This is a genomic window from Pseudomonas sp. GW821-FHT01E10, from assembly GCF_059422365.1.
This window is the reverse complement of record NZ_JBWKWT010000003.1, coordinates 270000-294137: the sequence shown is the minus strand read 5'-3', so window position 1 is coordinate 294137 and position 24138 is coordinate 270000. Positions and strand designations below refer to the sequence as shown.

At 59.1% G+C, this 24138-nt stretch carries 26 protein-coding genes and 1 pseudogene; 3 read left to right on the top strand and 24 right to left on the bottom strand.

Features of this window, described 5'->3' with window-relative positions; all coding sequences use genetic code 11:
• Positions 1–103: 103 nt before the first annotated feature.
• The 13 genes and pseudogenes from AC07V0_RS07835 to AC07V0_RS07775 all read right to left on the bottom strand — a co-directional run bounded on the left by AC07V0_RS07835 (position 104) and on the right by AC07V0_RS07775 (position 9727).
• Positions 104–685 carry a phage tail assembly protein gene (locus tag AC07V0_RS07835; RefSeq protein WP_086944770.1) on the bottom strand — a complete coding sequence of 194 codons (582 nt, stop codon included), beginning with the start codon at positions 683–685 and terminating at the stop codon, positions 104–106.
• Between the two features lie 117 nt (positions 686–802).
• On the bottom strand, positions 803–1309 hold the full coding sequence (locus tag AC07V0_RS07830; protein WP_086944769.1) for a phage major tail tube protein: 507 nt from the start codon (positions 1307–1309) through the stop codon (positions 803–805).
• Positions 1309–2475, bottom strand: coding sequence for a phage tail sheath protein (locus AC07V0_RS07825; protein ID WP_018926983.1), 1167 nt, complete (start codon positions 2473–2475; stop codon positions 1309–1311). The genes AC07V0_RS07830 and AC07V0_RS07825 overlap by 1 nt, the downstream gene beginning before the upstream one ends.
• 2 nt (positions 2476–2477) lie before the next feature.
• A complete protein-coding gene (locus tag AC07V0_RS07820; RefSeq protein ID WP_018926984.1) occupies positions 2478–2687 on the bottom strand; it encodes a hypothetical protein in 210 nt (69 codons plus the stop codon).
• A 100-nt stretch (positions 2688–2787) separates the two neighbouring features.
• Positions 2788–3489, bottom strand: coding sequence for a tail fiber assembly protein (locus AC07V0_RS07815; protein WP_495019543.1), 702 nt, complete (start codon positions 3487–3489; stop codon positions 2788–2790).
• Positions 3490–3767: 278 nt separating this feature from the next.
• Positions 3768–4979 (bottom strand): annotated as a pseudogene (locus tag AC07V0_RS07810) (phage tail-collar fiber domain-containing protein); the annotation flags it as partial.
• Positions 4980–5615, bottom strand: coding sequence for a phage tail protein I (locus AC07V0_RS07805; protein WP_086944766.1), 636 nt, complete (start codon positions 5613–5615; stop codon positions 4980–4982).
• Positions 5612–6607, bottom strand: a complete 996-nt coding sequence (locus tag AC07V0_RS07800) for a baseplate J/gp47 family protein (RefSeq protein ID WP_086944765.1) — start codon at positions 6605–6607, stop codon at positions 5612–5614. The genes AC07V0_RS07805 and AC07V0_RS07800 overlap by 4 nt, the downstream gene beginning before the upstream one ends.
• Entirely contained in the window at positions 6604–6936 is a 333-nt protein-coding gene (locus AC07V0_RS07795; protein ID WP_018926989.1) for a phage baseplate protein, read from the bottom strand. The genes AC07V0_RS07800 and AC07V0_RS07795 overlap by 4 nt, the downstream gene beginning before the upstream one ends.
• A 10-nt stretch (positions 6937–6946) precedes the next feature.
• Positions 6947–7558: a phage baseplate assembly protein V gene (locus tag AC07V0_RS07790; RefSeq protein WP_086944764.1), complete on the bottom strand. Its 612-nt coding sequence runs from the start codon at positions 7556–7558 to the stop codon at positions 6947–6949.
• 3 nt (positions 7559–7561) lie between these two features.
• On the bottom strand, positions 7562–8074 hold the full coding sequence (locus AC07V0_RS07785) for a hypothetical protein (protein WP_086944763.1): 513 nt from the start codon (positions 8072–8074) through the stop codon (positions 7562–7564).
• Positions 8075–8121: 47 nt separating this feature from the next.
• Positions 8122–8472 carry a phage holin family protein gene (locus tag AC07V0_RS07780; protein WP_064620035.1) on the bottom strand — a complete coding sequence of 117 codons (351 nt, stop codon included), beginning with the start codon at positions 8470–8472 and terminating at the stop codon, positions 8122–8124.
• A gap of 520 nt (positions 8473–8992) precedes the next feature.
• The gene (locus AC07V0_RS07775) at positions 8993–9727 is read right to left on the bottom strand and encodes an XRE family transcriptional regulator (protein ID WP_026331839.1); all 735 of its coding nucleotides are present in this window, start codon (positions 9725–9727) and stop codon (positions 8993–8995) included.
• Positions 9728–9926: 199 nt separating this feature from the next.
• On the opposite strand from AC07V0_RS07775, the gene mutS reads away from it, so the two are divergent.
• Both mutS and fdxA read left to right on the top strand, forming a co-directional pair.
• Positions 9927–12506 (top strand): DNA mismatch repair protein MutS, encoded by a 2580-nt coding sequence (mutS, locus tag AC07V0_RS07770; RefSeq protein WP_026286487.1) that lies wholly within the window; start codon positions 9927–9929, stop codon positions 12504–12506.
• Positions 12507–12648: 142 nt separating this feature from the next.
• The gene (fdxA, locus tag AC07V0_RS07765; protein ID WP_007940535.1) at positions 12649–12972 is read left to right on the top strand and encodes a ferredoxin FdxA; all 324 of its coding nucleotides are present in this window, start codon (positions 12649–12651) and stop codon (positions 12970–12972) included.
• A gap of 487 nt (positions 12973–13459) precedes the next feature.
• On the opposite strand, the gene rpoS is transcribed toward fdxA, so the two are convergent.
• From rpoS to AC07V0_RS07725, 8 genes are all read right to left on the bottom strand, one after another.
• On the bottom strand, positions 13460–14467 hold the full coding sequence (gene rpoS, locus AC07V0_RS07760; RefSeq protein WP_007940534.1) for an RNA polymerase sigma factor RpoS: 1008 nt from the start codon (positions 14465–14467) through the stop codon (positions 13460–13462).
• Positions 14468–14574: 107 nt separating this feature from the next.
• Positions 14575–15432 carry a peptidoglycan DD-metalloendopeptidase family protein gene (locus AC07V0_RS07755; protein WP_026286488.1) on the bottom strand — a complete coding sequence of 286 codons (858 nt, stop codon included), beginning with the start codon at positions 15430–15432 and terminating at the stop codon, positions 14575–14577.
• Positions 15433–15643: 211 nt separating this feature from the next.
• Positions 15644–16279 carry a protein-L-isoaspartate(D-aspartate) O-methyltransferase gene (locus AC07V0_RS07750; RefSeq protein WP_173861137.1) on the bottom strand — a complete coding sequence of 212 codons (636 nt, stop codon included), beginning with the start codon at positions 16277–16279 and terminating at the stop codon, positions 15644–15646.
• A 41-nt stretch (positions 16280–16320) separates the two neighbouring features.
• Positions 16321–17070 (bottom strand): 5'/3'-nucleotidase SurE, encoded by a 750-nt coding sequence (surE, locus tag AC07V0_RS07745; protein WP_018926998.1) that lies wholly within the window; start codon positions 17068–17070, stop codon positions 16321–16323.
• Positions 17058–18116 (bottom strand): tRNA pseudouridine(13) synthase TruD, encoded by a 1059-nt coding sequence (truD, locus tag AC07V0_RS07740; RefSeq protein WP_018926999.1) that lies wholly within the window; start codon positions 18114–18116, stop codon positions 17058–17060. Before truD ends, surE begins: the two co-directional genes overlap by 13 nt.
• A complete protein-coding gene (ispF, locus tag AC07V0_RS07735) occupies positions 18113–18586 on the bottom strand; it encodes a 2-C-methyl-D-erythritol 2,4-cyclodiphosphate synthase (protein ID WP_018927000.1) in 474 nt (157 codons plus the stop codon). The genes truD and ispF overlap by 4 nt, the downstream gene beginning before the upstream one ends.
• A gap of 53 nt (positions 18587–18639) precedes the next feature.
• A complete protein-coding gene (gene fghA, locus AC07V0_RS07730) occupies positions 18640–19485 on the bottom strand; it encodes an S-formylglutathione hydrolase (protein WP_064620040.1) in 846 nt (281 codons plus the stop codon).
• Between the two features lie 8 nt (positions 19486–19493).
• Complete coding sequence (locus AC07V0_RS07725; RefSeq protein ID WP_018927002.1) at positions 19494–20606, bottom strand: S-(hydroxymethyl)glutathione dehydrogenase/class III alcohol dehydrogenase; 1113 nt, start codon at positions 20604–20606, stop codon at positions 19494–19496.
• A 106-nt stretch (positions 20607–20712) separates the two neighbouring features.
• Here AC07V0_RS07725 and AC07V0_RS07720 point away from each other — a divergent pair, with 106 nt between their 5' ends.
• On the top strand, positions 20713–21609 hold the full coding sequence (locus tag AC07V0_RS07720; protein ID WP_018927003.1) for a LysR substrate-binding domain-containing protein: 897 nt from the start codon (positions 20713–20715) through the stop codon (positions 21607–21609).
• Between the two features lie 35 nt (positions 21610–21644).
• Here the strand turns inward: AC07V0_RS07720 and ispD are convergent, their stop codons facing one another.
• The 3 genes from ispD to eno all read right to left on the bottom strand — a co-directional run bounded on the left by ispD (position 21645) and on the right by eno (position 24087).
• Positions 21645–22352, bottom strand: coding sequence for a 2-C-methyl-D-erythritol 4-phosphate cytidylyltransferase (ispD, locus tag AC07V0_RS07715; RefSeq protein ID WP_086944761.1), 708 nt, complete (start codon positions 22350–22352; stop codon positions 21645–21647).
• A complete protein-coding gene (ftsB, locus tag AC07V0_RS07710; RefSeq protein WP_007907178.1) occupies positions 22349–22627 on the bottom strand; it encodes a cell division protein FtsB in 279 nt (92 codons plus the stop codon). The genes ispD and ftsB overlap by 4 nt, the downstream gene beginning before the upstream one ends.
• A gap of 170 nt (positions 22628–22797) precedes the next feature.
• The gene (eno, locus tag AC07V0_RS07705; protein ID WP_007940523.1) at positions 22798–24087 is read right to left on the bottom strand and encodes a phosphopyruvate hydratase; all 1290 of its coding nucleotides are present in this window, start codon (positions 24085–24087) and stop codon (positions 22798–22800) included.
• Positions 24088–24138: the final 51 nt, after the last annotated feature.

Genomic DNA, 24138 nt, shown 5'->3' with positions numbered 1-24138 from the left:
AGGCGAGTGATCGCAATGTCGTAGCGGCGCAAGGCCTTGCCGGCGTCCCACTCCAGAATTTCCGCCTCACTTACCGAGTAAATGAGCGGCACCACATCGAGGATTACTTCGATGTCGCGCTCCGAAAGAAGTCCGCCGGTTTGTTTAAAAAATCGTCGATGCGTACCTGAAGCTGTGTCCAGTCGGGCACGGTCAGCAGGTCCAGATCGGGCAGCATCAGCCCGGTGCAATGGGCGGTGATGAACTCGGCGCGTTCTTTGGCCGTTTTCAGTTTCTTCATCGCTTTGGTCGCGCGCAGCACCGGCATTTCCAGGGTCAGCGAGGTCATGCTGCGGCCCGCCACGTTGAGTGGTTGCAGCAGTTGCACTTGATCGGGGTCTACCGATTGTTCGCCCTGCGCTTGCTGTTCCAGAAAGTACGAAGCAGGGCGAGTCGACATCTCATGCACGTACTGCGCGATGCTCACGTAGTCCGGGCGTTTGAGCTGGTCCAGTTCCTTGACCGACAACCCCGTGGCCAACTTGGCCAGCTCGAAGAACTGATCGTCCTCATCATCGCCGGCACGGGCCAGGGCCTCTTTCTGCGCGGCGTAGTACAACGGTTTGAGTTGGATCTGCTCGATCTCGGCTCCGTCATCACCGGTAATCGGCGACAACAGGACATGCTTGGGAGGCATCCAGGACATGTAAGTAATTCCTTGGTGATTCATGAAAGGGTGCTGCACAGGAAACTGTTCGCCACAATCCTTGTGGGAGCGAGCCTGCCCGCTCCCACAGGTTGTGCGCCTTGGTTGGCCTTGGTGTTACGGCAGCAACACGGCGCGGCGGGCATCACCGAGGATGTCGACGCCGTTGAGCACGAACTTCTGGGTGCGCACGTCGACATCGATCACCGGAACGCCGTTTTCCAGGCGGTTGTAGGTGCGGCAGGACAGCTCGAGGGTGGTCTTGGGCTTTTCACCCATTTTCACGATGGCTTCTTCGAGGACCTTCAGCTTGCCGCCGACGGTGTGGTAGGTGAACCAGGTGTTACCGTCCTGATCCTGACCGGCTTCACGCACGTTCAGCAGGATGTCGTCGCCCAGCTTCACGCCCAGCGCCAGCATCACTTCGGGACCGGCGCCCTGCAGGATCAACTTGGCGCCCAGGGCCTTGGCGCTCTTGGCCATCTCCTCGACGACGAAGCGGCCGCCGACCATGTTTTCCATGTCGAATTCGATCTTCGGCGGGGTGAACTCTTCCACGGTCGCCGACAACGGCAGGCCTTGCAGGGTGGCCGCGATGGCCTGTCTTACGCGGTTGGTAAACATTAGAGAACGTCCTCCAGGAACTGCTCGATGATTTCATCGCGGGCGTTGAGTTGATAAATCATGTGTTCGTTCGGCGCGTAGCGGCCGTAGTCGATGACCACGTACCAGGTACCGTTTTTGTACTTCTCGACGCTGTTCAACTCAGGGTGCAGGTACACACTGCCGCCCGGGATGGTTTCGTCGGCGACCAGGGTTTGCAGCCAGTCGTTGATGCGCTTGACCTCCTGATCCATGAACGACTTGGTCAGGTTCTTGGCCATGGCCTTCTGACCGGCCTTCACCAGCTTGCGGCTGATCGCATCTTCAAGGCCCACGTAGCTGATGAACTTGCCGGTGACGGAGCGGTTACCCAGCAGCGAGAAGCCGCCGAGGATGGTCCGGGCGTAGTAGCTGATACCGTAACGGTTGAGCAGATCGCCTTCGGTGGAGGTGTCGAGGATGTTGTATTCCACGACTCGCGAAACGTCTTCGGCGTAGGTCACCTGGTTGCCCGGGCTCTCCCATTGCTTGACCTTGGCCAGCGCGGCGATGGCCAGGCTCGATGGCGCCAGGAACACGTTTTTCTTCGCGGCCTTGGAGTACACCGACGGCATGTTGTGCACCAGCAGGCAGCGGTCGAAACCGAGGTCCGCGCCGCCCAGCTCCTGGCTGTAAGTCACTTGATCGGCGACTGCGGCATCCTTGCCGTCGAGTACCACGCGAGCCTTGATGCGTTTGCCGAACGAGGCGAACTCACTGGCCACTGCTTTGGTGCCGGTGAAACCCGGCGCACCGATAATCGTCAGGTCTTCCGGTACACCGCCAAGCGCGGCCAGGCCCAGTTTGCGACCGGTCACTGGCTCGATGCCGCCGATCACGTTGTTCACGGTGTCGGCCGGGGTCGCGCCCGCTTCGACGATGACCACGTAGACCGGCACCTTGACCACTTTCAGGATCTGGAACACCGCGTGAAACAGCGTGCCCGACTCGGTACCGGTCGGGTCCAACAGTGCCTGGGTGGTGAAGCTGTTGATGCGGAACGGGGCGTTACGCGGAATCAGCAGATCCGCTTTCGGCGCAGTGCCGACCAGACCGATGACGTTGTCACCCAGGCCACCCATGGCCTCGGGGGATTCAGTGGCATTGACGGTAATGCCGTTGTGCTCGAAGTTCAAAACCTCAGCCATGGTTATTCAGCCTTCTTGGCAGCGGCCTTTTTGGCCGGGGTGGATGTAGAGGCCGACTCGACGGCCTCGGTTTTTTTCAGCTCCAGACGACCAGCGCTGCGCAGCGCACTGGCTTCCACATCGAGCAGGTCGAGTTCTTGACCGACGCTCGACCAGTGGCCACCTCCGGTGGGGAATGGGACGAGCACGGTGTAGGTTTGGCGTAGTGCCATTTGAGGTTCTCCAGAAACGAAAAAGCCCCTTTTGAGGAAGGGGCTGTCGGGTGTTGTTGGGTGTTGGGCGGAAAAGAAAACGCCCCGGTGGTTCGGGGCGTTACTCGGAAAGGCTGAAGGTCTCCATGGGTGGGTCGTCGAAACCCTGAGCTACCAGCCAGGCAGCCGCCAAAGCATCGTTCGGGCTGGTCGGCCATTCACTGTCTTGGGGTGCCCCTCCAACGATATCGACACGATTGAGTTCAACGCCGTAGATTTTCCAGGAGCGCAGATCCGCGATCTCGGTTTCAGTGGCAATATCCAAATCCACTGCGTTTTGCAATGTGGCAATCATGTTTGTGCTGAACTGCGTCAGGAGCGCTTTCTTCCTGGCGGCTTTCTTTTTCAGGGCGTCTGTAGTTGCGACCTCATCGACGACCCATTGATCGTCCTGCCACTTATCGAACTGGGTCGCTGGAGCTTCACGTGTATAACCTTCGGGCAAGTCACCCAACGCCTCCCAGACTTGCGCCTCACCGGTCTCGGTGCTGTAGACCGTCGTTCCACGGTAGTCCGCAACAATTTTCCACCCGTCGCCTGAAACCTTGACCGCTGTATGACCAGGCTCCAGCGTTGGCGGCTCACACTGATAAGCATGCGCGGGGATCAACCAGGTAAAAGGTTCCAGAGGACTCGGGTCTGCTACCCCCGCGCCGATGAACTCACCGGTAACGGGGTGCACATTACAGATCGTCGGTGGTGCGACCTCATCGGCGAGCCACCAGGACACCTCGCCTTCAACGGCCATGCGTTCGTCTGACATTCTCAAAAACTCCAATGTGGTTCTGATTAATATTTGATACAGGCGAGAAAAGCCGTGTTCAGTGGCCTGGCTTCAGTGCCACCGGAACTGGCAATGGTGATCGCGTGCGTGTGATCACCGGCGGCACTGGTCGTTGTCCCCGCAGACCCGTAGTAGGGCTCGTCACCCCACACCGCATTGCCGTCGGTGCCCGGCCCACGATCCAGGTTTATCCAAATCGAGTGTGTATGACTCCCGGCTACGGCCGCACTGCCGGTGTGCACGTGAGCGGCGTTCTGACTCGTCTGGGCGCTGCCGAGAATACGACCCGAATCGACGTTTCGCCCGTCATCGAACCCTCGATCGAAATGAGCACGAGAGTCCGGCAGGTTGAACGTCGTAGAACCATCCCCCGCCCCGTACAGTGTGCCGATCCTGGCAAACAGCGCGGCATAGGTCGTTCGCGATACAGCTGCCCCATTGCGTTTCAAAAAGCCGGCAGGCGGCGTTGCCATGGCGAAGTGCGTGACCTCCCCCACACGATCACCCGCCACGCCAAGTGCAAACGCCTCGACCTGCGCCTTGGTGTAAACGTCTGTCAGTCCGTAACCTGCCACCGTGGTCGGGTTGTCCCCCGCAATGGCCCGACCGTACTTATCAACGGTCAGCCCCCGATAGCTACCAGGCTGAATGCCTGTCCTGCCCACGAGCATTTCGAAGGTCAGTGCGGTAGTACCCAGAGTGATGGGGCCGTTGGTTGTCAGGTGCCACAGAGAGTCGCCATTCGCGACCCCTTCTTCGACCATGACCGTCAGGCCGGGCGATACCTTGGCGCTGGTATTGGCATCTAAGGCCCGCGACCAACCGTTATTGGACACAACCCAGATGCCGCTATCTTTGGCCAACGTCTGATAAGGCAATAGCACACGATCACCCGCGACCAATGCAACACCATCAATCTGCTGAGCACCGTTCAACACCACGTTAGCCGTGGCGGCAACCCGCACCGATTGCTTGCCGTCGAGTTTGCCGAGCTCTTCGGCGAGGTAACTCATAACCCACGCACGAGTGGCTTTTACCACCGTGTCGTCAATCAACAACGTCACCAACGCCGCATTACTGGTCTCGAAAATCGAACGAATGTAGAACTCTTTCCCCGAGCCCGAAGTCGCCAGCACCGGCTTGAACGATTCCGGATACTTGACGATGGCGTAAAGGATCCCGGTATCAGTCCAGATCCCAGCCTCACGCACATACCAGCCGCCCACTTCAGGCGGGATAGTCACTTCAGCCAGCAACCAGCTCGGATTCTTCTCATCCTGGAACAGTGCATTGAGTGGCCCGCGCCACACTTCGCGTTTCAGTGCCGTGGCGGTCGCGGCCGGGTTGTAAACCGCGCCGCCGCCGTCGCCGACGGAAATCTGCGACAGCTTGATCGGTGTGCCCGCTGCCTTGCAGGCGGTTTCGTAGGCGATCCCCGCATTGGTGAGCAGGGTGTAATAGTCGGCCATTTAGGACCCCTGAGGATAAATAGTGGAGGTTTCGACGGTGTAGAGCCCAGCGGCCATGAAGGCCTGACCCGAGGCTTCAAGCCCTTCGATGACGATCGGATAAACCGTGGTCAGCTCGCCGCATACGGTGGCGGCGCCGATGACATGACTGCCGAATGCGCTCAAGCCGACGGAAACCTTCAAGGTGTCGCGTTCGCTTTTGGCATCGGCCAGGCGTCGGTCGAGACGGGCGTCGATTTCTTCGCTGTAGGGCTGTTCGGTGAAGGCCCTGACGGAAAAGCTGTAAGGCGGGCCGGGTGGTGTTTGTTCGTACCAGGCGCGCACCTCAGGCATCAATTGCAATCCCTTGGCCGCGTTTTCCAGTGCTTTTCGCGTCCCGGCCTGCCGTGCGGTGGGCCAGGCCAGTTCCACCGTCAGGCGTTTTTCCGCCTCGGTCGCCTCGGTGCTCCATTCGCTGACCCCGCGATCCGCGCCCAGGTACGGCAGGAACGCCAGCGGTGTTTTGGCGGGGTTCATCAGTTCGGGGAACGGCCGGTCGATGCGCTCAAGCAACCGGGCGAAACCGAGATCAAGCGCCCTTTCCAGCGGTGAGCTGTTGGCCGGCAACAGGCTCGGGCGAGGTGTGTCGTCACTCATAACGTATCCACCTCGACCTCGACGCCCGTGCAATACGGCGCTTGAAAAGCGCTCGTCACAATCGGCGCTACCGGCTCAAGGATTTGCAGTTGAACCGCCCCGGCGCTGTGCAGCGTGTAGTCGATCCAGCTCGGGTCCACTCGCCCTTCCAGGCGATGACAGGCATCGGCATACGCCTGCAGCTGCTGTTGCGCGGCAACCTTGGTCAGCCCTGAATCGGGGCCCGGGTTGATCTTCGCGATCACCCGGATTTTGTAGTTCTTGATTTGCGCGCCCTGCACGGTGACCAGGTCCGTTTCGGGCCGGACATCAGGCCGGGCGAAATGCTGGCGAACACCGTCAAGCAGCGCTTCGGACGGCGTGCCATCGCCCTCTCGGGAAAGCACCGTAACCGTGACTTCGCCTGGCGCGGTCCGGCGCCCGTTGCCGTCCTTGACCTGCGCGACATAGCCGTCCGGGTCGAAGGTGTAAGTGACCGTCACCACACCCGCCGCGGTGGTTTCCACCTTCACGGCAGGCCGTTCGCCAAGGGTGAAGATCTCGCGCCGATACTGCATGCGTGAGCCGGCCGCCGGTGCATGGGGCGCCAGGTAATAACGCAACCGGGCGTCGTCGTCGCTCTCGTAGACCGGATTGATCGGCGGGAACGCCGCCGGGTCGCCCGGGTCCAGCAACTGGCGCTCAAGCCCCATGTCCGCGAGGCGCGCATCGAGGTTGGTCCCAGTGGCCCACCACGCCAGCATCTGCTTGATACGGGCGTTGTATTTGCGTTCATGGGTTTGCAACCGTACACAAAACGCCTCAAGTGCCAGGGTCAGCAACTCGCTTTCGTTTTCCAGGCTGACCGCAAGCTTGGCCGCGCTCTCGGGGGAACGGGCGCCGACGTACTCGACAACGAAGGTCTTGAACTCCGCGAGCAGATCCTCGAACGCTTCGACCGTGACGATTGCCGGTTCGGCCAACTGGTTCTGGCCAGGTATCAACATACTCATGCCACCACCTCGAAGGTCTGTTGGCGGTTTTTCCAGGTGCCGGCGAAACGCAACAACAACCCGGCACCGTAGCGGCTGGCCACAATGACCTGCGGCTCGAAATCGTCGATGCCGTTGTACTTGTTGTAAAACGCTTGGGCGGCATGGCTCTGGGCGAGAATCAGCAGGTCGTCGCCGAGGTTCTGCCCCAGCAACTCAGTGAGTGCGCAACCATACAAAGGGCGCTTCTGACGCGTGCCCAACGGCGTGGTCAGCGCCCGGGTGGCGCGCTGCACGAACTGCAGCCAGTCGTCGACCGTTGCGCCGGTGTTTCTATCGATTCCGATCATGGGAAGCTCTTTATGCAGTACTGATGACGCGACCCTGGTGATCCACCAACGGGCCGCTCAGATGCACACCGGAAGCGTCGAGCCGCAGGCCGACGGCGCCCAGTTGCAATTCGATGGCCTCAGGCCTCATCGCCAGCCTCGCCGGGCCGATGTTCAACTCGAGGGATTCACGGGAACCGGTGAACGCCGCCGGGCCGTTCTTCCAGTGCAGGACATGACTGGCGTGGTCGTAACCGTTTTCCGTGCCGTCCTGATAAAGGCGACGCGTCAACGATGCCTGTGTCGAGACGGGCGGGAACTGACCGCCGTTGAGACCGAACAACGCCACCGACTGCCCGCCGCCCTCGCCACCGCCGTGGTTCAGCAGCAAACACTGCTCACCCACGGAAGGAATCCGCGACTCGCTCTGTGCCCCGGCGCTTGGGTTGAAAAACCGGATCGCCGGGGTGAGCAGTTCCCCATGACGGACCTTGCAGGTATTGCTGGCCGCATCGACTTCCTGACACACGCCGATGCGACAGAAACTGTCAGCACGCCGGTGCAAGTCTTCGAGCTCGGTTTCCATCTCGGCCAAACGCTCGATGATCGGCCCCAGTTGCATACGTAACAGCGCATCAAACATGGGTCAGCCCTCGAGTGCGGTGTATTGACCCGGGTCGTCGATGTTCGACACCTCCCAGGTACGGGCAAATTTCGGGATGCCCAACGGGTCTTCGAGCAGCGTCGGGCCGAGGTACAGGGTTTGGGTAAATGAAACGGTCCAGGCGGTGTACTCCCGTGCATCGCTGATGAACGTGGACGGGATGCCATCAATGTTCATCGGCAGATCGCATTGCTCGCCCGGCAGTTTCCAGCGGTTATCGACGACCAGACTTTTCAACTCACTGGCCAGATCGCACGCCGCCAACCCTGCGCCGGGCAACACGGCTTGCAAGGAAACCGTCAGGACATGAGCGATACGTCCGTCGTTGGCACGGATGCCCGGCGCATCGCGTTCGATGGCGATCAACACCCAGGGCAAATCGACAGTGCCATCAAAGTCTTGATGACTCCCGACCTTCAAGCCGGGAATGGCGATACGCAACGTCTCGGCAATGGCAGAAAACAGCTGCGACGGTTTTTCGATGACAGCGGGCATCAATGGCCTCCTATTCCTATGGCAATACGAAGATCAGCGACGCCGGTTCACTGTTGATCCGGGTGAGAATCGCGCGGTGGCACTTCACAAACGCCAATCCGCTTGGCGGCCCAACGTTCGTAAAGTCCGATGGCCACGTCCGCCCCGGCCATCGCCGTCAGGCAGCCAAAGGCGCCGGCGGCCCAGATCGACAGGCCCGCGGCGTACAACAGCATGATCGCCGAGACGCCACAGATCATGCAGGCCCCGGACCGCAAGGCCAGGCGCCGCAGCAGTGACCAGCCACGGGCGCCCTCCTTGTCGGCGCGCCACATTTCGCCGGACACCCCGCCCGCTACGGCGAGGAGGATGACGAGCCAGATCGGCATGTCCAGCAACGCTTGTTGCTCGTTTGTCATGTCCCGCCTCCTGGGGTAATTGATGAGTGATGTGTGTTGGATTCAATCGATGTCTCTTGAGGTAGGCATTCCAAAAAGCCCGGAGCATTCCGGGCTTTTCAGTAATGCGCTCCTTCGCCTTCCTTTAATCCTGTGTCAAAAAGGAAGCTGACTTTTCGGCGCTACTGGCGCGGTACGAGTCCATTCAAATTGTTTTTCCGACCGCGGTCCCTGCCCGCCGGATAACTGCTTCTGGTGCTTTACGCTGCACACCCGGGTCAGTTGCCAACCCTCTGAACCGTTGAGGCCGGTTCATCGCTGCCTTTGTGATGGAACTAAAGAGCTTCGTTTCGAGCCGCTTTGTTGAGCGGCTTGAGACAAAGAATATGCATGGATGCATATACAGTCAATGCATAAATGCATTTATTTATGCGCTTAAAATGCACAGACGCATGAAAGCCCCACAGACAAAGGCGTTGGCGGTTTTCGGCAGGCGAAAAAAAACCCGTCGGGCGACGGGTTTTATCTGACAGCGGTGAGGTTAGCGGGCGTACATGCCCCACCAGAAGACGTGACCAAGGATGACGATTTGCTCTTCCTGGATTTCCTGGAAGCTGTAGTCCTCGTCCGGATGCTCATCGCGATTGAAGCTGCGCAGGCGAATCCCGGTCGGCAGGCGATAAAGCTGTTTCACCCGTAACTGGCCGTTGTGGTTGATGGCGTACAGGTCGCCGTCGATGATGTCGCCAATCCCGCATTTACCGGCATTCACCCCCACCGTGGCGCCGTCGCGCAGTACCGGCAACATGCTGTTGCCACGCACGGTCACGCATTTGGCCTGGTCGAACTGCACACCGTTGTGGCGCAAGCTACGCTTGCCGAAGCGCAGGCTAGAGCGCTCGCTCTCTTCGATGACGAATCTTCCTGATCCAGCAGCCAATTCAACCTCGCGAAGAAAGGGGACAGACACCTCGTCGTCATCGACAGGCGTATCGTCGTCCCACAGGCTTATGTCCTTGAGTTCCGAATGCAATTGATCGCGCCCGGCGCTGGCGGCCGGCGCGACATCCGCGCGGCCCCGCAATTGATCGGTGCTCACAGCAAAGTATTCGGCAATCTTCGAGATATGTTTATCCGAAGGATCGACGATTTTCCCGCTGAGGATGCGCGAGAGAGTGGATTGAGGCACGCCGGTGCGACGGTGAAGCTCCGTGGGGGAGATCCCGTGCTGATCGAGCAGCGCTCTTAAGACGGTAGAAACATTGCGTTTTTGCATAACGCGAATAGTGCTTGATCTTTTTTCGGAAGACAAATGCCAAATTGCATAATTTGTGCATAGACCCACGAAAAATAGCCTTGAGGCTTTCATGCCTGCGTCGGGCGGACCGCCCATGGTAACCTTGCGCCCATCGCGGAAAAGCCGGGCCGATGCCCCTCCTTTGCCCCACACCTTTCAACGAATTTGCCTATATCCGATGAATAAAGCCGTCTCCGATCTGTCCTCCCACACGCCAATGATGCAGCAATACTGGCGCCTGAAGAACCAGCACCCCGACCAGCTGATGTTCTATCGCATGGGCGACTTCTACGAGATCTTCTATGAAGACGCGAAGAAGGCCGCCAAGCTGCTGGACATCACCCTGACGGCTCGTGGGCAATCGGCGGGTCAGGCGATTCCGATGTGTGGGATTCCTTACCACGCTGCGGAAGGTTACCTGGCGAAACTGGTGAAGCTTGGCGAATCGGTGGTGATCTGCGAGCAGGTCGGCGACCCGGCCACCAGCAAAGGGCCGGTGGATCGTCAGGTGGTGCGGATCATCACGCCCGGCACGGTCAGCGATGAAGCGCTGCTGGATGAGCGTCGGGACAACCTGATCGCAGCGGTGCTGGGGGACGAGCGTCTGTTCGGTCTGGCGGTGCTGGACATCACCAGCGGCAACTTCACGGTGCTGGAGATCAAGGGCTGGGAAAACCTGCTGGCGGAACTGGAGCGGGTCAACCCGGTTGAGCTGATGATCCCGGATGACTGGCCGAAGGATTTGCCGGCGGAAAAACGCCGTGGGGTTCGTCGCCGTGCGCCGTGGGATTTCGAGCGCGACTCGGCGTTGAAAAGTCTTTGCCAGCAGTTCTCCACCCAGGACCTGAAAGGTTTCGGCTGCGAGAACCTGACCCTGGCCATCGGCGCTGCTGGCTGCCTGCTCAGTTACGCCAAGGAAACCCAGCGCACTGCCCTGCCTCACTTGCGCAGCCTGCGTCATGAACGCCTGGACGACACCGTGGTGCTGGACGGCGCCAGCCGGCGCAACCTGGAACTGGATACCAACCTGGCCGGTGGTCGCGACAACACGTTGCAATCGGTGGTCGACCGCTGCCAGACCGCCATGGGCAGCCGTTTGCTGACCCGCTGGCTGAACCGTCCGCTGCGGGATTTGACGGTACTACTGGCACGCCAGACGTCGATCACCTGCCTGCTGGACCGTTATCGTTTCGAGAAACTGCAGCCGCAGCTCAAGGAAATCGGTGACATCGAGCGGATTCTGGCGCGGATCGGCCTGCGTAATGCCCGCCCTCGTGACTTGGCGCGTCTGCGCGATGCCCTCGGCGCACTGCCAGAGTTGCAGGTGGCGATGGCCGAGCTTGAAGCTCCGCACATCATGCAATTGGCGACGACCACCAGCACCTATCCAGAACTCGCGGCGCTGCTGGAAAAAGCCATCATCGACAACCCGCCAGCGGTGATCCGTGACGGCGGCGTGTTGAAAACCGGTTACGACAGCGAACTCGACGAGCTGCAATCGCTCAGCGAAAACGCCGGGCAGTTCCTGATCGATCTGGAAGCCCGGGAGAAGGCCCGCACCGGCCTGGCCAACCTGAAAGTGGGTTACAACCGCATTCACGGTTACTTCATTGAGTTGCCGAGCAAGCAGGCCGAATCGGCACCGGCAGACTATATCCGTCGCCAGACCCTCAAGGGTGCCGAGCGCTTCATCACCCCGGAACTGAAAGCGTTCGAAGACAAGGCGCTGTCAGCCAAGAGCCGCGCCCTGGCGCGCGAGAAGATGCTCTACGAAGCACTGCTCGAAGACCTGATCGCCCAGTTGCCGCCCCTGCAAGACACAGCCGCCGCACTGGCCGAACTGGACGTACTGAGCAACCTCGCCGAGCGTGCACTGAATCTGGACCTGAACTGCCCGCGCTTCGTCAGCGAGCCATGCATGCGCATCAGCCAGGGTCGTCACCCGGTGGTCGAGCAAGTACTCACCACACCATTCGTGGCCAACGACCTGAGCCTCGATGACAGCACCCGCATGCTGGTGATCACCGGTCCGAACATGGGCGGTAAATCCACCTACATGCGCCAGACCGCGTTGATCGTGCTGCTGGCGCACATCGGTAGCTTCGTGCCGGCGGCCAGTTGCGAATTGTCCCTGGTCGACCGGATCTTCACCCGGATCGGTTCCAGCGACGACCTGGCGGGCGGGCGTTCGACCTTCATGGTCGAAATGAGCGAAACCGCGAACATCCTGCACAACGCCACCGAGCGCAGCCTGGTGCTGATGGACGAAGTCGGTCGCGGTACCAGCACCTTCGACGGCCTGTCCCTGGCGTGGGCCGCGGCCGAGCGTCTGGCACAACTGCGGGCCTATACACTGTTCGCCACTCACTATTTCGAGCTGACGGTGCTGCCGGAAGCCCAGCCGCTAGTAGCCAACGTGCACCTCAATGCCACCGAGCACAACGAACGCATCGTGTTCCTGCACCACGTGCTGCCTGGGCCTGCCAGCCAGAGCTATGGCCTGGCGGTTGCACAGTTGGCCGGGGTGCCGAGCGAAGTGATCGTGCGTGCCCGTGAACACTTGAGCCGGCTGGAATCCACGGCGCTGCCCCATGAAGTGCCGACGCCGGCCAAAGGCAAATCCGTTGCGCCGCAACAGAGCGACATGTTCGCCAGCCTGCCGCATCCGGTGCTGGATGAACTGGCCAAACTTGATCTGGATGACCTGACACCACGCAGGGCTTTGGAAATGCTCTATACATTAAAGACACGGATCTAACGCACTTGCCTGCAAGCTGTTAGAATCTCGCGCGGTTTGGGATGCTGCAGGCTCATAGCCTGGCCTGCAGACTATCGCTCCCGAACCTGGCGACCCCGTCCTGAAGGGGCTCCGCTGCCGCCGCCTGAGGAGAAAATTAGAAATGACCTTCGTCGTCACCGACAACTGCATCAAGTGCAAGTACACCGACTGCGTAGAAGTCTGTCCGGTGGACTGCTTTTACGAAGGCCCGAACTTCCTGGTGATTCACCCGGATGAGTGCATCGACTGCGCACTGTGCGAACCAGAATGCCCTGCCGTGGCCATCTTCTCTGAAGATGAAGTTCCCGCCGGCATGGAAAACTTCATTCAGCTGAACATGGAATTGGCCGAGGTATGGCCAAACATCACTGAACGGAAAGATCCATTGCCCGATTCCGCTGAATGGGATGGCAAGCCAGGCAAGATCGAACACCTCGAACGCTGATTTCCCTCGCGTTCCCGAAAAGGCCCCTTGCGGGCCTTTTTGCTTTTCTGCAGGCAAAAAAAGGGGCGGTTTGACCCGCCCACATTTTTTCCCTATTCCATGTGTTCCTTTTCATCGTCCTGATGAATCGCATCCTGCGATGTCCGTTCCCCTCTTCCTTGAAGGGCGTGTCTATCCGTCGACACAGTTCAAATACTAGAGGATTCCCCACCAAGAGCAATCGGCCTCCATGACTGAAATCATCTGTAATATGCTGTTAACTCAATAAAATAATCATATAAATCAATAACTTATAAATACAGCATCCTTCGAATAGACAACTACCAGGGTGTAAAAATAATGAACACTTACGAAAGAGTAAGCAAAGACTTACACCACGAGACTACAAACCTGAGGTGGCGCCAATACCAACGCGCCTCTCTCATCTTGCCGACAACAAAAAGCCCCGAACCAGTCGGGGCTTTTGGTTGACGGTTGAGCGAATGGCTTATTGGAACAGCGACTCACTCGACAGGCCGTTTTTCTCGAGAATCTCCCGAAGACGCTTGAGGCCTTCAACCTGGATTTGCCTGACCCGCTCCCGGGTAAGGCCGATTTCCAGGCCGACATCTTCAAGCGTACTGCTCTCGTGACCTCGCAAGCCGAAGCGGCGTACGACCACCTCGCGTTGCTTGTCGGTCAGCTCCGAAAGCCATTGATCGATGCTCTGCGACAGGTCGTCATCCTGCAACAGTTCACATGGATCGGTCGGGCGGTCGTCGGTCAGGGTGTCCAGCAGGGTTTTATCCGAATCCGGACCCAGCGAGACGTCGACCGAAGAAACCCGCTCGTTCAGGCCAAGCATGCGCTTGACCTCGCCTACCGGTTTCTCCAGCAGGTTGGCAATTTCTTCGGGTGAGGGTTCATGGTCGAGCTTTTGAGTCAGCTCCCGTGCAGCCCGCAAGTACACGTTGAGCTCTTTGACCACATGAATAGGTAGCCGGATGGTCCGGGTCTGATTCATGATCGCGCGTTCGATGGTCTGACGAATCCACCAGGTGGCGTAGGTCGAAAAGCGGAAGCCGCGTTCTGGATCGAACTTTTCCACTGCCCGGATCAGGCCGAGGTTACCCTCTTCGATCAGGTCCAGCAGCGACAGCCCACGATTGACGTAACGCCGGGCGATTTTCACCACCAGCCGCAGGTTGCTTTCAATCATGCGCTTGCGTCCGGCCGGATCACCACTTTGCGACAGGCGTGCAAAATGAACTTCTTCTTCCGGGGAGAGCAATGGGGAAAAGCCGATTTCATTGAGGTACAGCTGCGTGGCATCGAGTGCCCGGGTGTAGTCGATGTACTTGTGTTGCTTTAACGAAGCGGAGTGTCTGGATTTGGCACGAACGGAAGGTGGTGCATCCCCTTCATCATTCGACATCGAATCCATTGCGATGCCGGTCTCCATAAGGAGAACCTCATCGTCGATGTCAAACTCCGGCACTTCTTTACTGAGAGCCATTGTTATAGTCCTTTGGTGAGTTCGACCTCAAGCTCAAGCGGCGCCTTGATCCCTGGCAACGCTGGAGCCTGTTCCCTCTACGTGACGGAACAGGCTTGGCTAACAAATCAACGACGTGGCAGGAACTGCAGCGGATCTACAGGTTTACCTTGTCGGCGAATCTCAAAATGCAGTTTCACCCGGTCTGTACCCGTTGACCCCATTTCGGCAATTGTCTGTCCGACTTTGACCTGCTGCCCCTCCCGAACCAACAGCCTGCGGTTGTGACCGTAGGCACTGACGTAGGTATCGCTGTGTTTGATGATGACTAATTCGCCGTAGCCCCTTAAGCCACTCCCGGCGTATACCACCGTCCCATCAGACGCAGCTAAAACAGGCTGTCCCAAATCTCCGGCGATATCAATTCCTTTATTCAAACTACCGTTTGAAGAGAATTTTCCAATCAGAATGCCATTAGAAGGCCACCCCCAGCCCGTCGGGGCCGGACCGGCAGGAGGCAGTGGAGCGGGTGCCGGTTTGCTGGCGACGGACGGTGCGAGCACCGTTGTACTGGTCGTTGTGCCATTTGCCTGACGCCGAATTACCGTGGTTTTGCTCGACGACGAAGGCGAGGAACTGGACGAACTCACCACCGCTGCCGGCGTTGAATCATTGCGACCGTCGAAGCGAATCGTCTGACCCGGATGGATCGTGTAAGGCGTAGGAATGTTGTTCCTTGCCGCGAGGGCTTTGTAGTCCCAGCCGTAGCGAAAGGCGATGGAAAACAACGTGTCCTTGGGTCGAACAATGTACTGGCCGGTGGTTACGGCCGGACGCTGGGCGACCGCGTTGTTGCGATCGACAACTCCCGCGCTACTCGATTTGGTGCTGGAGCAACCGACCAGCAAGGTACTCAAGACAAGACCAGTCACCAGACGCTGAAAGCTCGTTATACCCATTCGCTGCGCAACGACTGTGAGACTCACCCGCCGCTCCCTTTGTGGTGGCTGAAAATATGAATTGCCGTGTTTCGGCACGAAATGTCGCAAGTATAACGGGCCGAACAGGCTTTACCTTTAATGAAGCGGATTCGCTTCACGCACACGTTTGCTGCCTGATGATGAATTCTGTTTAACCCATCGATGCCGCTGTAAGACCCGGGCAATCGAAGAGAATTCAGCACGTTGAAACAAATGCTCAGGCCAGCGGCCCGTTGAGTAGTGGCACAAAGCGCACTGCCCCCAGAACACGCCTGGAAAAGCCCTGTTCTTCACGGATGATCAGCATCAATTGTTGAACTTCACCAGAACCGACCGGAATCACCAATCGCCCGCCCGGTGCCAATTGATCGAGCAGCGCCTGAGGCACGTCGGTGGCCACGGCGGTCACAATGATACCGTTGTACGGCGCCAGCGCCGGCCAGCCTTCCCAGCCATCGCCCCAGCGAAATACCACATTGCGCAGGTTCAGCTCCACCAGGCGCTCCTTGGCTCGATCTTGCAGAACCTTGATGCGCTCGACGGAAAAAACCCGCTCGACCAGTTGCGACAGCACCGCTGTCTGGTAACCCGAACCAGTACCGATTTCCAGCACCTTGTCCAACGGGCCGGCTTCCAGCAGCAGCTCGCTCATGCGCGCCACCATATAAGGCTGGGAGATGGTCTGGTTATGGCCAATCGGTAGCGCCGTATCTTCATAAGCGCGGTGGGCCAGCGCCTCATCGACGAACAGGTGACGCGGTGTGCGGCGGATGACTTCCAGCACCTTGGCGTTGGACACCCCTTCTTCATAGAGGCGCTGAATCAGACGCTCACGGGTCCGCTGGGAGGTCATCCCGATGCCGCGGTGCAGAATATCGTCTTGTTCACGAGCCATTAGCGCAGCCCCTCCAGCCAGCCATCGAGACTTCTGAAGGCATCATTAAAGGTGCGATCCAGTTGCAGTGGCGTGATTGAAACATAGCCTTGCATCACCGCATGGAAATCAGTGCCCGGGCCGCCATCTTCGGCGTCACCCGCCGCAGCGATCCAGTAACCGGATTTACCACGCGGATCGACCACTTTTATCGGCGCAGCGGCGCGGGCGCGATGGCCCAGGCGGGTCAGCTGGATACCGCGGATATGCTCCAGCGGCAAGTTGGGAATGTTCACGTTCAGTACCGTGCGCGGTGGCAGATCGAGGTCCGCGTGGGCCTCTACCAGTTTGCGCGCAAAATAGGCCGCCGTGGGAAGGTTCTCCACTTGCCGTGAGACAAACGAAAAGGCAAACGAAGGACGCTCCAGGAAACGTCCCTCAAGGGCCGCCGCCACAGTACCGGAATACAGCACGTCGTCCCCCAGGTTCGCACCCAGGTTAATACCGGAAACCACCATGTCCGGTTCAAACTCCAGCAAGCCGTTAAGGCCCAGGTGCACGCAATCGGTAGGCGTACCGTTGAGGCTGATAAAGCCATTGGCCAAGGTATGCGGGTGCAACGGACGGTCGAGCGTCAGCGAGCTGCTGGCGCCGCTTTTGTCCTGGTCCGGGGCGATAACCACGCATTCGGTGTAATCCGCCAGCGCAGCATAAAGCGCGGCGAGACCGGGTGCGGTTACCCCATCGTCGTTAGAAATCAGAATACGCATGGGCTGTCCGTCTGCCCCACCGGCACCAGATCGACGAGTTCACGCACCAATACGGTGGCGAAGCATCCGGCCGGGAGGACGAATTCCAGTTGCAGAATGTCAGGCTCGGGATAATGCCACGTCAACCCGCCAATGGGCAGCCGCAGGATGCGACGTTCGTGGCTCATACCGGCGTTAATCAACCAATCGCGCAGATCCGCTTCGCGCGCGGCGATTGCCTGCTCCAGTTCATGGACAGCCCCCGACGCCGGCGAGTCACCTTCGCCCCACTGCGGACCGGTCGGGTGCAAGTCGAGAATCGCCAGACGCGGGTCACTGCACTCGGCTTCACCTGCCGGGAAGAAACTGCGGCTGTCAGTGAACGCCAGCAGATCGCCGACCTGAGCACGCTGCCAGGTACCATCGGCGACGCGTGCCGCCAGCACCTGATTAAACAGAAAGCTACGCGCAGTGGAGAGCAGGCGCGAACGCACATTGCGTTGTTCCGGCAGGGCTTTGCGCGCAGCCCAGGCACGGGCGTCGACGACGTTGCCGCCGTCATGCCCGAAACGCTGGGCGCCGAAATAATTGGGAATACCTTGCCTGGCGATCAGTTGCAGACGCTCTTCGATCGCGGCCTTGTCGCCAGCGAATTGAGTCAGGCGCAACGTGAAGCCGTTGGCCGAATGGGCACCGCGTTGCAGCTTGCGTCTGTGCCGACCGGTCTTGAGAATCTTCAGCGTGTCGTTTTCCGCTGCCGACAGATCCGGATCAGCCTTGCCGGGCAGTTGCACGCTGAACCACTGGCGAGTCAACGCCTGACGGTCCTTGAGGCCCGCGTAGCTGACGGTACGCAATGGCACGCCCGCAGCCTTGGCAATCCGCCGTGCCGCTTCTTCGGTATTCAGACCGCGCTTTTCCACCCAGATCCATAGGTGTTCGCCGTCGCCGCTCAGGGGAATATCGAGGACTTCATCAACCTGGAAATCTTCCGCCGTGGCTTTCAGCACCGCGCTGCCGAGAGCGTCACCGTAGGCCCGTGGGCCGAGCAATTGCGCCTCGTTCATGCGCGCAGCAACAAGGCAACGGAGTGCACGGCAATACCTTCTTCGCGACCGACAAAGCCAAGCTTTTCGGTGGTGGTAGCTTTCACGTTCACTTGATCCAACTCAACTTGAAGATCCGCGGCAATCAGCGCGCGCATCGATTCGATATGCGGGGCCATTTTCGGGGCCTGGGCGACGATGGTGTTATCGACGTTGCCGACTTTCCAGCCCTTGGCGTGGATCAGTGCGACGACATGACGCAACAGCGCGCGGCTGTCGGCGCCCTTGAATTGCGGATCGGTGTCCGGAAAATGCTTGCCGATATCACCCAGCGCGGCAGCGCCGAGCAACGCATCGCTCAAGGCGTGCAGCAGGACATCACCGTCGGAATGGGCAAGCAGCCCGAAGCTGTGTGCAATCCGCACACCGCCCAGCGTGATGAAATCGCCTTCACCGAAACGGTGCACATCATAGCCGTGGCCAATACGCATAAAAAAACGCCCCGATTTTTGTCAGGGCGTGATTCTACCTGCTTTGTCAGACATTAGGCGCTTAGAGCGCGCGCGTGATGCTGCAAGTGATCGTCGATGAAACTGGCGATGAAGAAATAACTGTGGTCGTAGCCGGGTTGCAAACGCAACGTCAGCGGATGACCGGCAAGTTTCGCCGCCTGTTGCAGGGCTTCTGGCTTGAGCTGGGTGGCGAGGAAATCGTCGCGATCACCCTGATCCACCAGCAGCGGCAGTTTCTCGTCGGCTTCGGCGATCAATGCACAGGCATCCCACTCGCGCCATTTCGACCGGTCTTCACCCAAGTAGCGGGAAAAGGCTTTCTGCCCCCATGGGCAATCGATCGGATTGTTGATCGGCGAGAACGCCGACACCGACTGGTAACGCCCCGGATTGCGCAAGGCGCAGACCAGCGCACCGTGACCACCCATGGAGTGACCGCTGATGCCACGCTTTTCCGATGCCGGGAAATGCGCCTCAACCAATGCCGGCAATTCCTGCACGACATAGTCATGCATCCGATAGTGCCGCGACCACGGTTCCTGCGTGGCATTCAGATAAAAACCGGCACCGAGACCGAAGTCCCAGGCACCATCCGGATCGCCCGGCACTTCGGGACCGCGTGGGCTGGTGTCCGGTGCGACGATAATCAGCCCCAGCTCGGCAGCCATGCGCATGGCACCGGCCTTCTGCATGAAGTTCTCGTCGGTACAGGTCAGGCCAGACAACCAGTACAACACTGGTAGTTTACCGCCCTGCTCCGCTTGCGGCGGCAGGTACACGGCAAACACCATGTCGCAACCGAGCACGTCGGAGCGGTGCCGGTAGCGCTTGTGCCAGCCGCCGAAGCTTTTCTGGCAGGAGATATTTTCCAGGCTCATAAGCGACCTCAGAAATGAATGACGCTACGGATGCTTTTGCCTTCATGCATCAAGTCAAACGCCTTGTTGATATCTTCCAGGCCCATGGTGTGGGTGATGAAGGTATCCAGCGGGATCTCGCCGGTCTGGGCCATTTCGACATAGCTTGGCAACTCGGTACGGCCACGCACGCCACCGAACGCCGAACCGCGCCAGACGCGACCGGTGACCAACTGGAATGGACGGGTGGAGATTTCCTGGCCTGCGCCGGCCACACCGATGATGACCGACTCGCCCCAACCTTTGTGGCAGCACTCAAGTGCGGCACGCATCAACTGCACGTTGCCGATGCATTCGAACGAGAAGTCGACGCCGCCATCGGTCATGTCGACGATCACTTCCTGAATCGGACGATCGAAGTCTTTCGGATTCACGCAGTCCGTGGCGCCCAATTGCCTGGCGATTTCGAACTTGGCCGGGTTGATGTCAATGGCGATGATCCGGCCAGCCTTGGCTTTGACCGCGCCGATCACGGCAGACAGTCCGATGCCACCCAGGCCGAAGATGGCAACGGTGTCACCCGGTTTGACCTTGGCAGTGTTGATCACCGCACCGATGCCGGTGGTGACGCCACAGCCCAGCAGGCAGACTTTTTCCAGCGGTGCTTCTTTAGGAATTTTGGCGACAGAGATTTCCGGCAGCACGGTGTACTCGGAAAACGTCGAGGTGCCCATGTAGTGGAAAATCGTTTCGCCCTTGTAGGAGAAGCGCGAAGTGCCGTCCGGCATCAGGCCTTTACCCTGGGTTGCACGAATCGCCTGGCAGAGGTTGGTTTTGCCCGACAGACAGAATTTGCACTTGCCACATTCCGGGGTGTACAGCGGGATCACATGATCGCCCACCGCAACCGAGGTCACACCCTCGCCGATCGCTTCGACCACCGCGCCACCTTCGTGGCCCAGGATCGACGGAAAGATACCTTCCGGGTCCGCGCCCGAGAGGGTGTAGGCATCGGTATGGCAGACACCGGAAGCGACGACGCGCAGCAGGACTTCGCCCGCCTTGGGCATGGCGACATCGACTTCAACGATCTCGAGGGGCTTCTTGGCCTCGAAGGCAACGGCGGCGCGCGACTTGATCATGCTGACTCTCCAGTGAATAAAAACGAGACAGGGAGTGTAATACAGCGGCATACGATGAATAATCGGGACAAAAGCAAAACATTATTGCCATGCAGGGATAATCCTGATGTCCGAAAACCGCTGGGAAGGCATCGACGAGTTCGTCGCCGTCGCAGAGTGCAACCAATTCACCGCCGCGGCTGAACGCCTTGGGGTGTCTTCCTCCCACATCAGTCGCCAAATCGTACGACTGGAAGAGCGACTGCAAACCCGCTTGCTCTATCGCAGCACCCGCCGGGTCACGCTGACCGAAGCCGGGCAAACCTTTCTGCAACATTGCCAACGGTTGCAGGACGGCCGCGAAGAAGCGTTGCGCGCTGTCGGCGACCTGACCAGCGAACCCAAGGGCATGCTGCGCATGACCTGTGCCGTGGCCTACGGCGAACGATTCATTGTGCCGCTGGTGACTCGTTTCATGGGGCTGTATCCGCAACTGCGTGTCGACATCGAACTGAGCAACCGCCCGCTCGATCTGGTGCACGAAGGGCTGGACCTGGCCATCCGCCTCGGCCGCCTGCAGGATTCAAGATTGGTCGCGACTCGTTTGGCACCACGGCGCATGTATCTGTGCGCCTCGCCGTCCTACTTGGAACGGTATGGTCGCCCACACAGTTTGTCGGAACTGAGTCGCCATAACTGCCTCATCGGCAGCTCGGATATCTGGCAACTGGAACAGAACGGGCGGGAATTTTCCCAGCGAGTACAGGGAAACTGGCGCTGCAACAGTGGGCAGGCGGTGCTGGATGCCGCGCTACAAGGGGTTGGATTGTGTCAGCTGCCGGATTACTACGTGCTGGAGCACCTGAAAAACGGCGAATTGATCTCGCTGCTGGAAGCCCACCAACCGCCGAACACAGCGGTTTGGGCGCTTTATCCACAGCAGCGGCATCTGTCACCGAAAGTACGCAAGTTAGTGGATTATTTGAAGGAAGGGTTGGCCGAACGGCCGGAATATCGGGTTTAAGAGAAAAGATCACAGCCTGCATAGGCGGCGATCTTTTAACGGCGGTTCGCCCAGCGCTGGCGCAACCACTCAAGGTCTTCGGGGCGAGTGACTTTGATGTTGTCGGATCGACCTTCGATCAAACGGGGTGCCATACCTGCCCACTCCATCGCCGAGGCTTCATCGGTGATGACAGCATCCGCCACCAGGCTGTCCGCCAACGCCCGATGCAATGCTCCAAGGCGAAACATCTGCGGTGTATAAGCCTGCCAGATCACACTGCGATCCACTGTTTCCAGCACACGCCCGTGCTTGTCGACCCGTTTGAGGGTGTCGCGCGCAGGCACCGCCAATAGGCCGCCCACCGGGTCGTCAGCCAGTTCACTGAGCAATTTATCAAGATCATGGCGCGCCAGATTCGGTCGCGCGGCATCGTGAACCAACACCCAATCCTCATCGTCAGCGCCCTGGGCATGCAGATGCAGCAAGGCGTTGAGCACTGATCCGGAACGCTCGGCGCCGCCTTCAACCCGCTGAATACGCGGATCGGCAGCACAGGCCAGATTCGGCCAGTAAGGATCGTCGATGGCAAGACTGACCACCAACCCCTTCAGGGCAGGATGATCGAGGAAACAGCCAAGGCTGTGTTCGAGAATAGTGCGCCCGCCCAGTTGCAAGTATTGCTTGGGACGGTCCGCGGCCATACGGGCACCGACGCCCGCGGCAGGAATCACGGCCCAGAAGGCCGGTAACGACTCAATCATTGGGCCAACTGGTAAAGGGTTTCACCATCCTTGACCATGCCCAACTCATGGCGAGCCCGTTCTTCAACGGTCTCCATGCCCTTTTTCAACTCACTGACTTCGGCGTCCATCACCCGATTGCGCTCCAGCAACGCCTCGTTCTCGGCGTGTTGATCCGCAATCTGCTGCTTCAGCTCGGCCACTTGCGCCAGACTGCCATTACCCACCCACAGGCGATACTGCAGGCCGGCCAGCAGCAAGAGCAAGACGAGGAACAACCAATTGGGACTGCGCATCGAATATCAGGTATCCAGTGAAAAAAGACAGCCATGCCAAACTTTGAAGCTTCTGATAGCACGAAGCCTGGAAGAACCAGGCTTGTGCTCTTAAGGCATCAGATTAGTGGCAAATCCGTCGCTGTCGCGATTTTTCCGACACAATCCGGTGTCTTTTTATCGTTTACCACTCAGCCGCGGAATTCGCTGCGGCCGTTGTACTTGGCTTTGCCATTCAACTGCTCTTCGATACGCAGCAGTTGGTTGTACTTGGAAACGCGGTCGGAACGGCACAGCGAACCGGTCTTGATCTGGCCAGCCGAGGTGCCCACGGCCAGGTCGGCAATGGTCGAATCTTCGGTTTCGCCGGAGCGGTGCGAGATCACGGCGGTGTAACCAGCGGCCTTGGCCATCTGGATGGCTTCCAGGGTTTCGGTCAGGGTGCCGATCTGGTTGAACTTGATCAGGATCGAGTTGGCGATCTTTTTGTCGATGCCTTCTTTCAGGATCTTGGTGTTGGTCACGAACAGGTCGTCGCCTACCAGCTGAGTCTTCTCGCCAATCTTGTCGGTGAGGATTTTCCAGCCAGCCCAGTCGGACTCGTCCAGACCGTCTTCGATGGAGATGATCGGGTAACGCTCGGTCAGACCTTTCAGGTAGTCGGCGAAACCTTCAGCAGTGAACACCTGGCCTTCGCCGGACAGGTTGTACTTGCCATCTTCATAGAATTCGCTGGCCGCGCAGTCCAGGGCCAGGGTCACGTCGGTGCCCAGCTTGTAACCGGCGTTGGCCACGGCTTCGGAGATCACTTTCAAAGCGTCTTCGTTGGAAGCCAGGTTCGGCGCAAAACCACCTTCATCACCGACGGCAGTGCTCAGGCCACGGGCCTTCAGAACGGCTTTGAGGTGATGGAAAATCTCGGTGCCCATGCGCAGACCTTCCGAGAAAGACTTGGCGCCAACCGGCTGAACCATGAATTCCTGGATGTCGACGTTGTTATCGGCGTGCTCGCCACCGTTGATGATGTTCATCATCGGAACCGGCATCGAGTAAACACCCGGGGTACCGTTCAGGTTGGCAATGTGAGCGTACAGCGGCAGGTCCTGGTCCTGTGCTGCTGCCTTGGCCGCGGCCAGGGAAACGGCGAGGATCGCGTTGGCGCCCAGGGTCGCTTTGTTCTCAGTGCCATCGAGCTTGATCATCGCGTGATCCAGCGCTTTCTGGTCGCTTGGGTCTTTGCCCAGCAACAGGTCGCGGATCGGACCGTTGATGTTGGCTACGGCCTTGAGCACGCCTTTACCCAGATAACGGCTCTTGTCGCCATCACGCAGCTCGAGCGCTTCACGCGAGCCAGTGGAAGCACCGGATGGCGCGCATGCGCTGCCGATGATGCCGTTATCGAGAAGCACGTCTGCTTCCACAGTGGGATTGCCACGGGAGTCGAGAACTTCACGACCTTTGATGTCGACGATTTTTGCCATTGTTGTAAACACTCCAAAGTTGACGAAAACGACGCAGCTGAAGGAAATCTT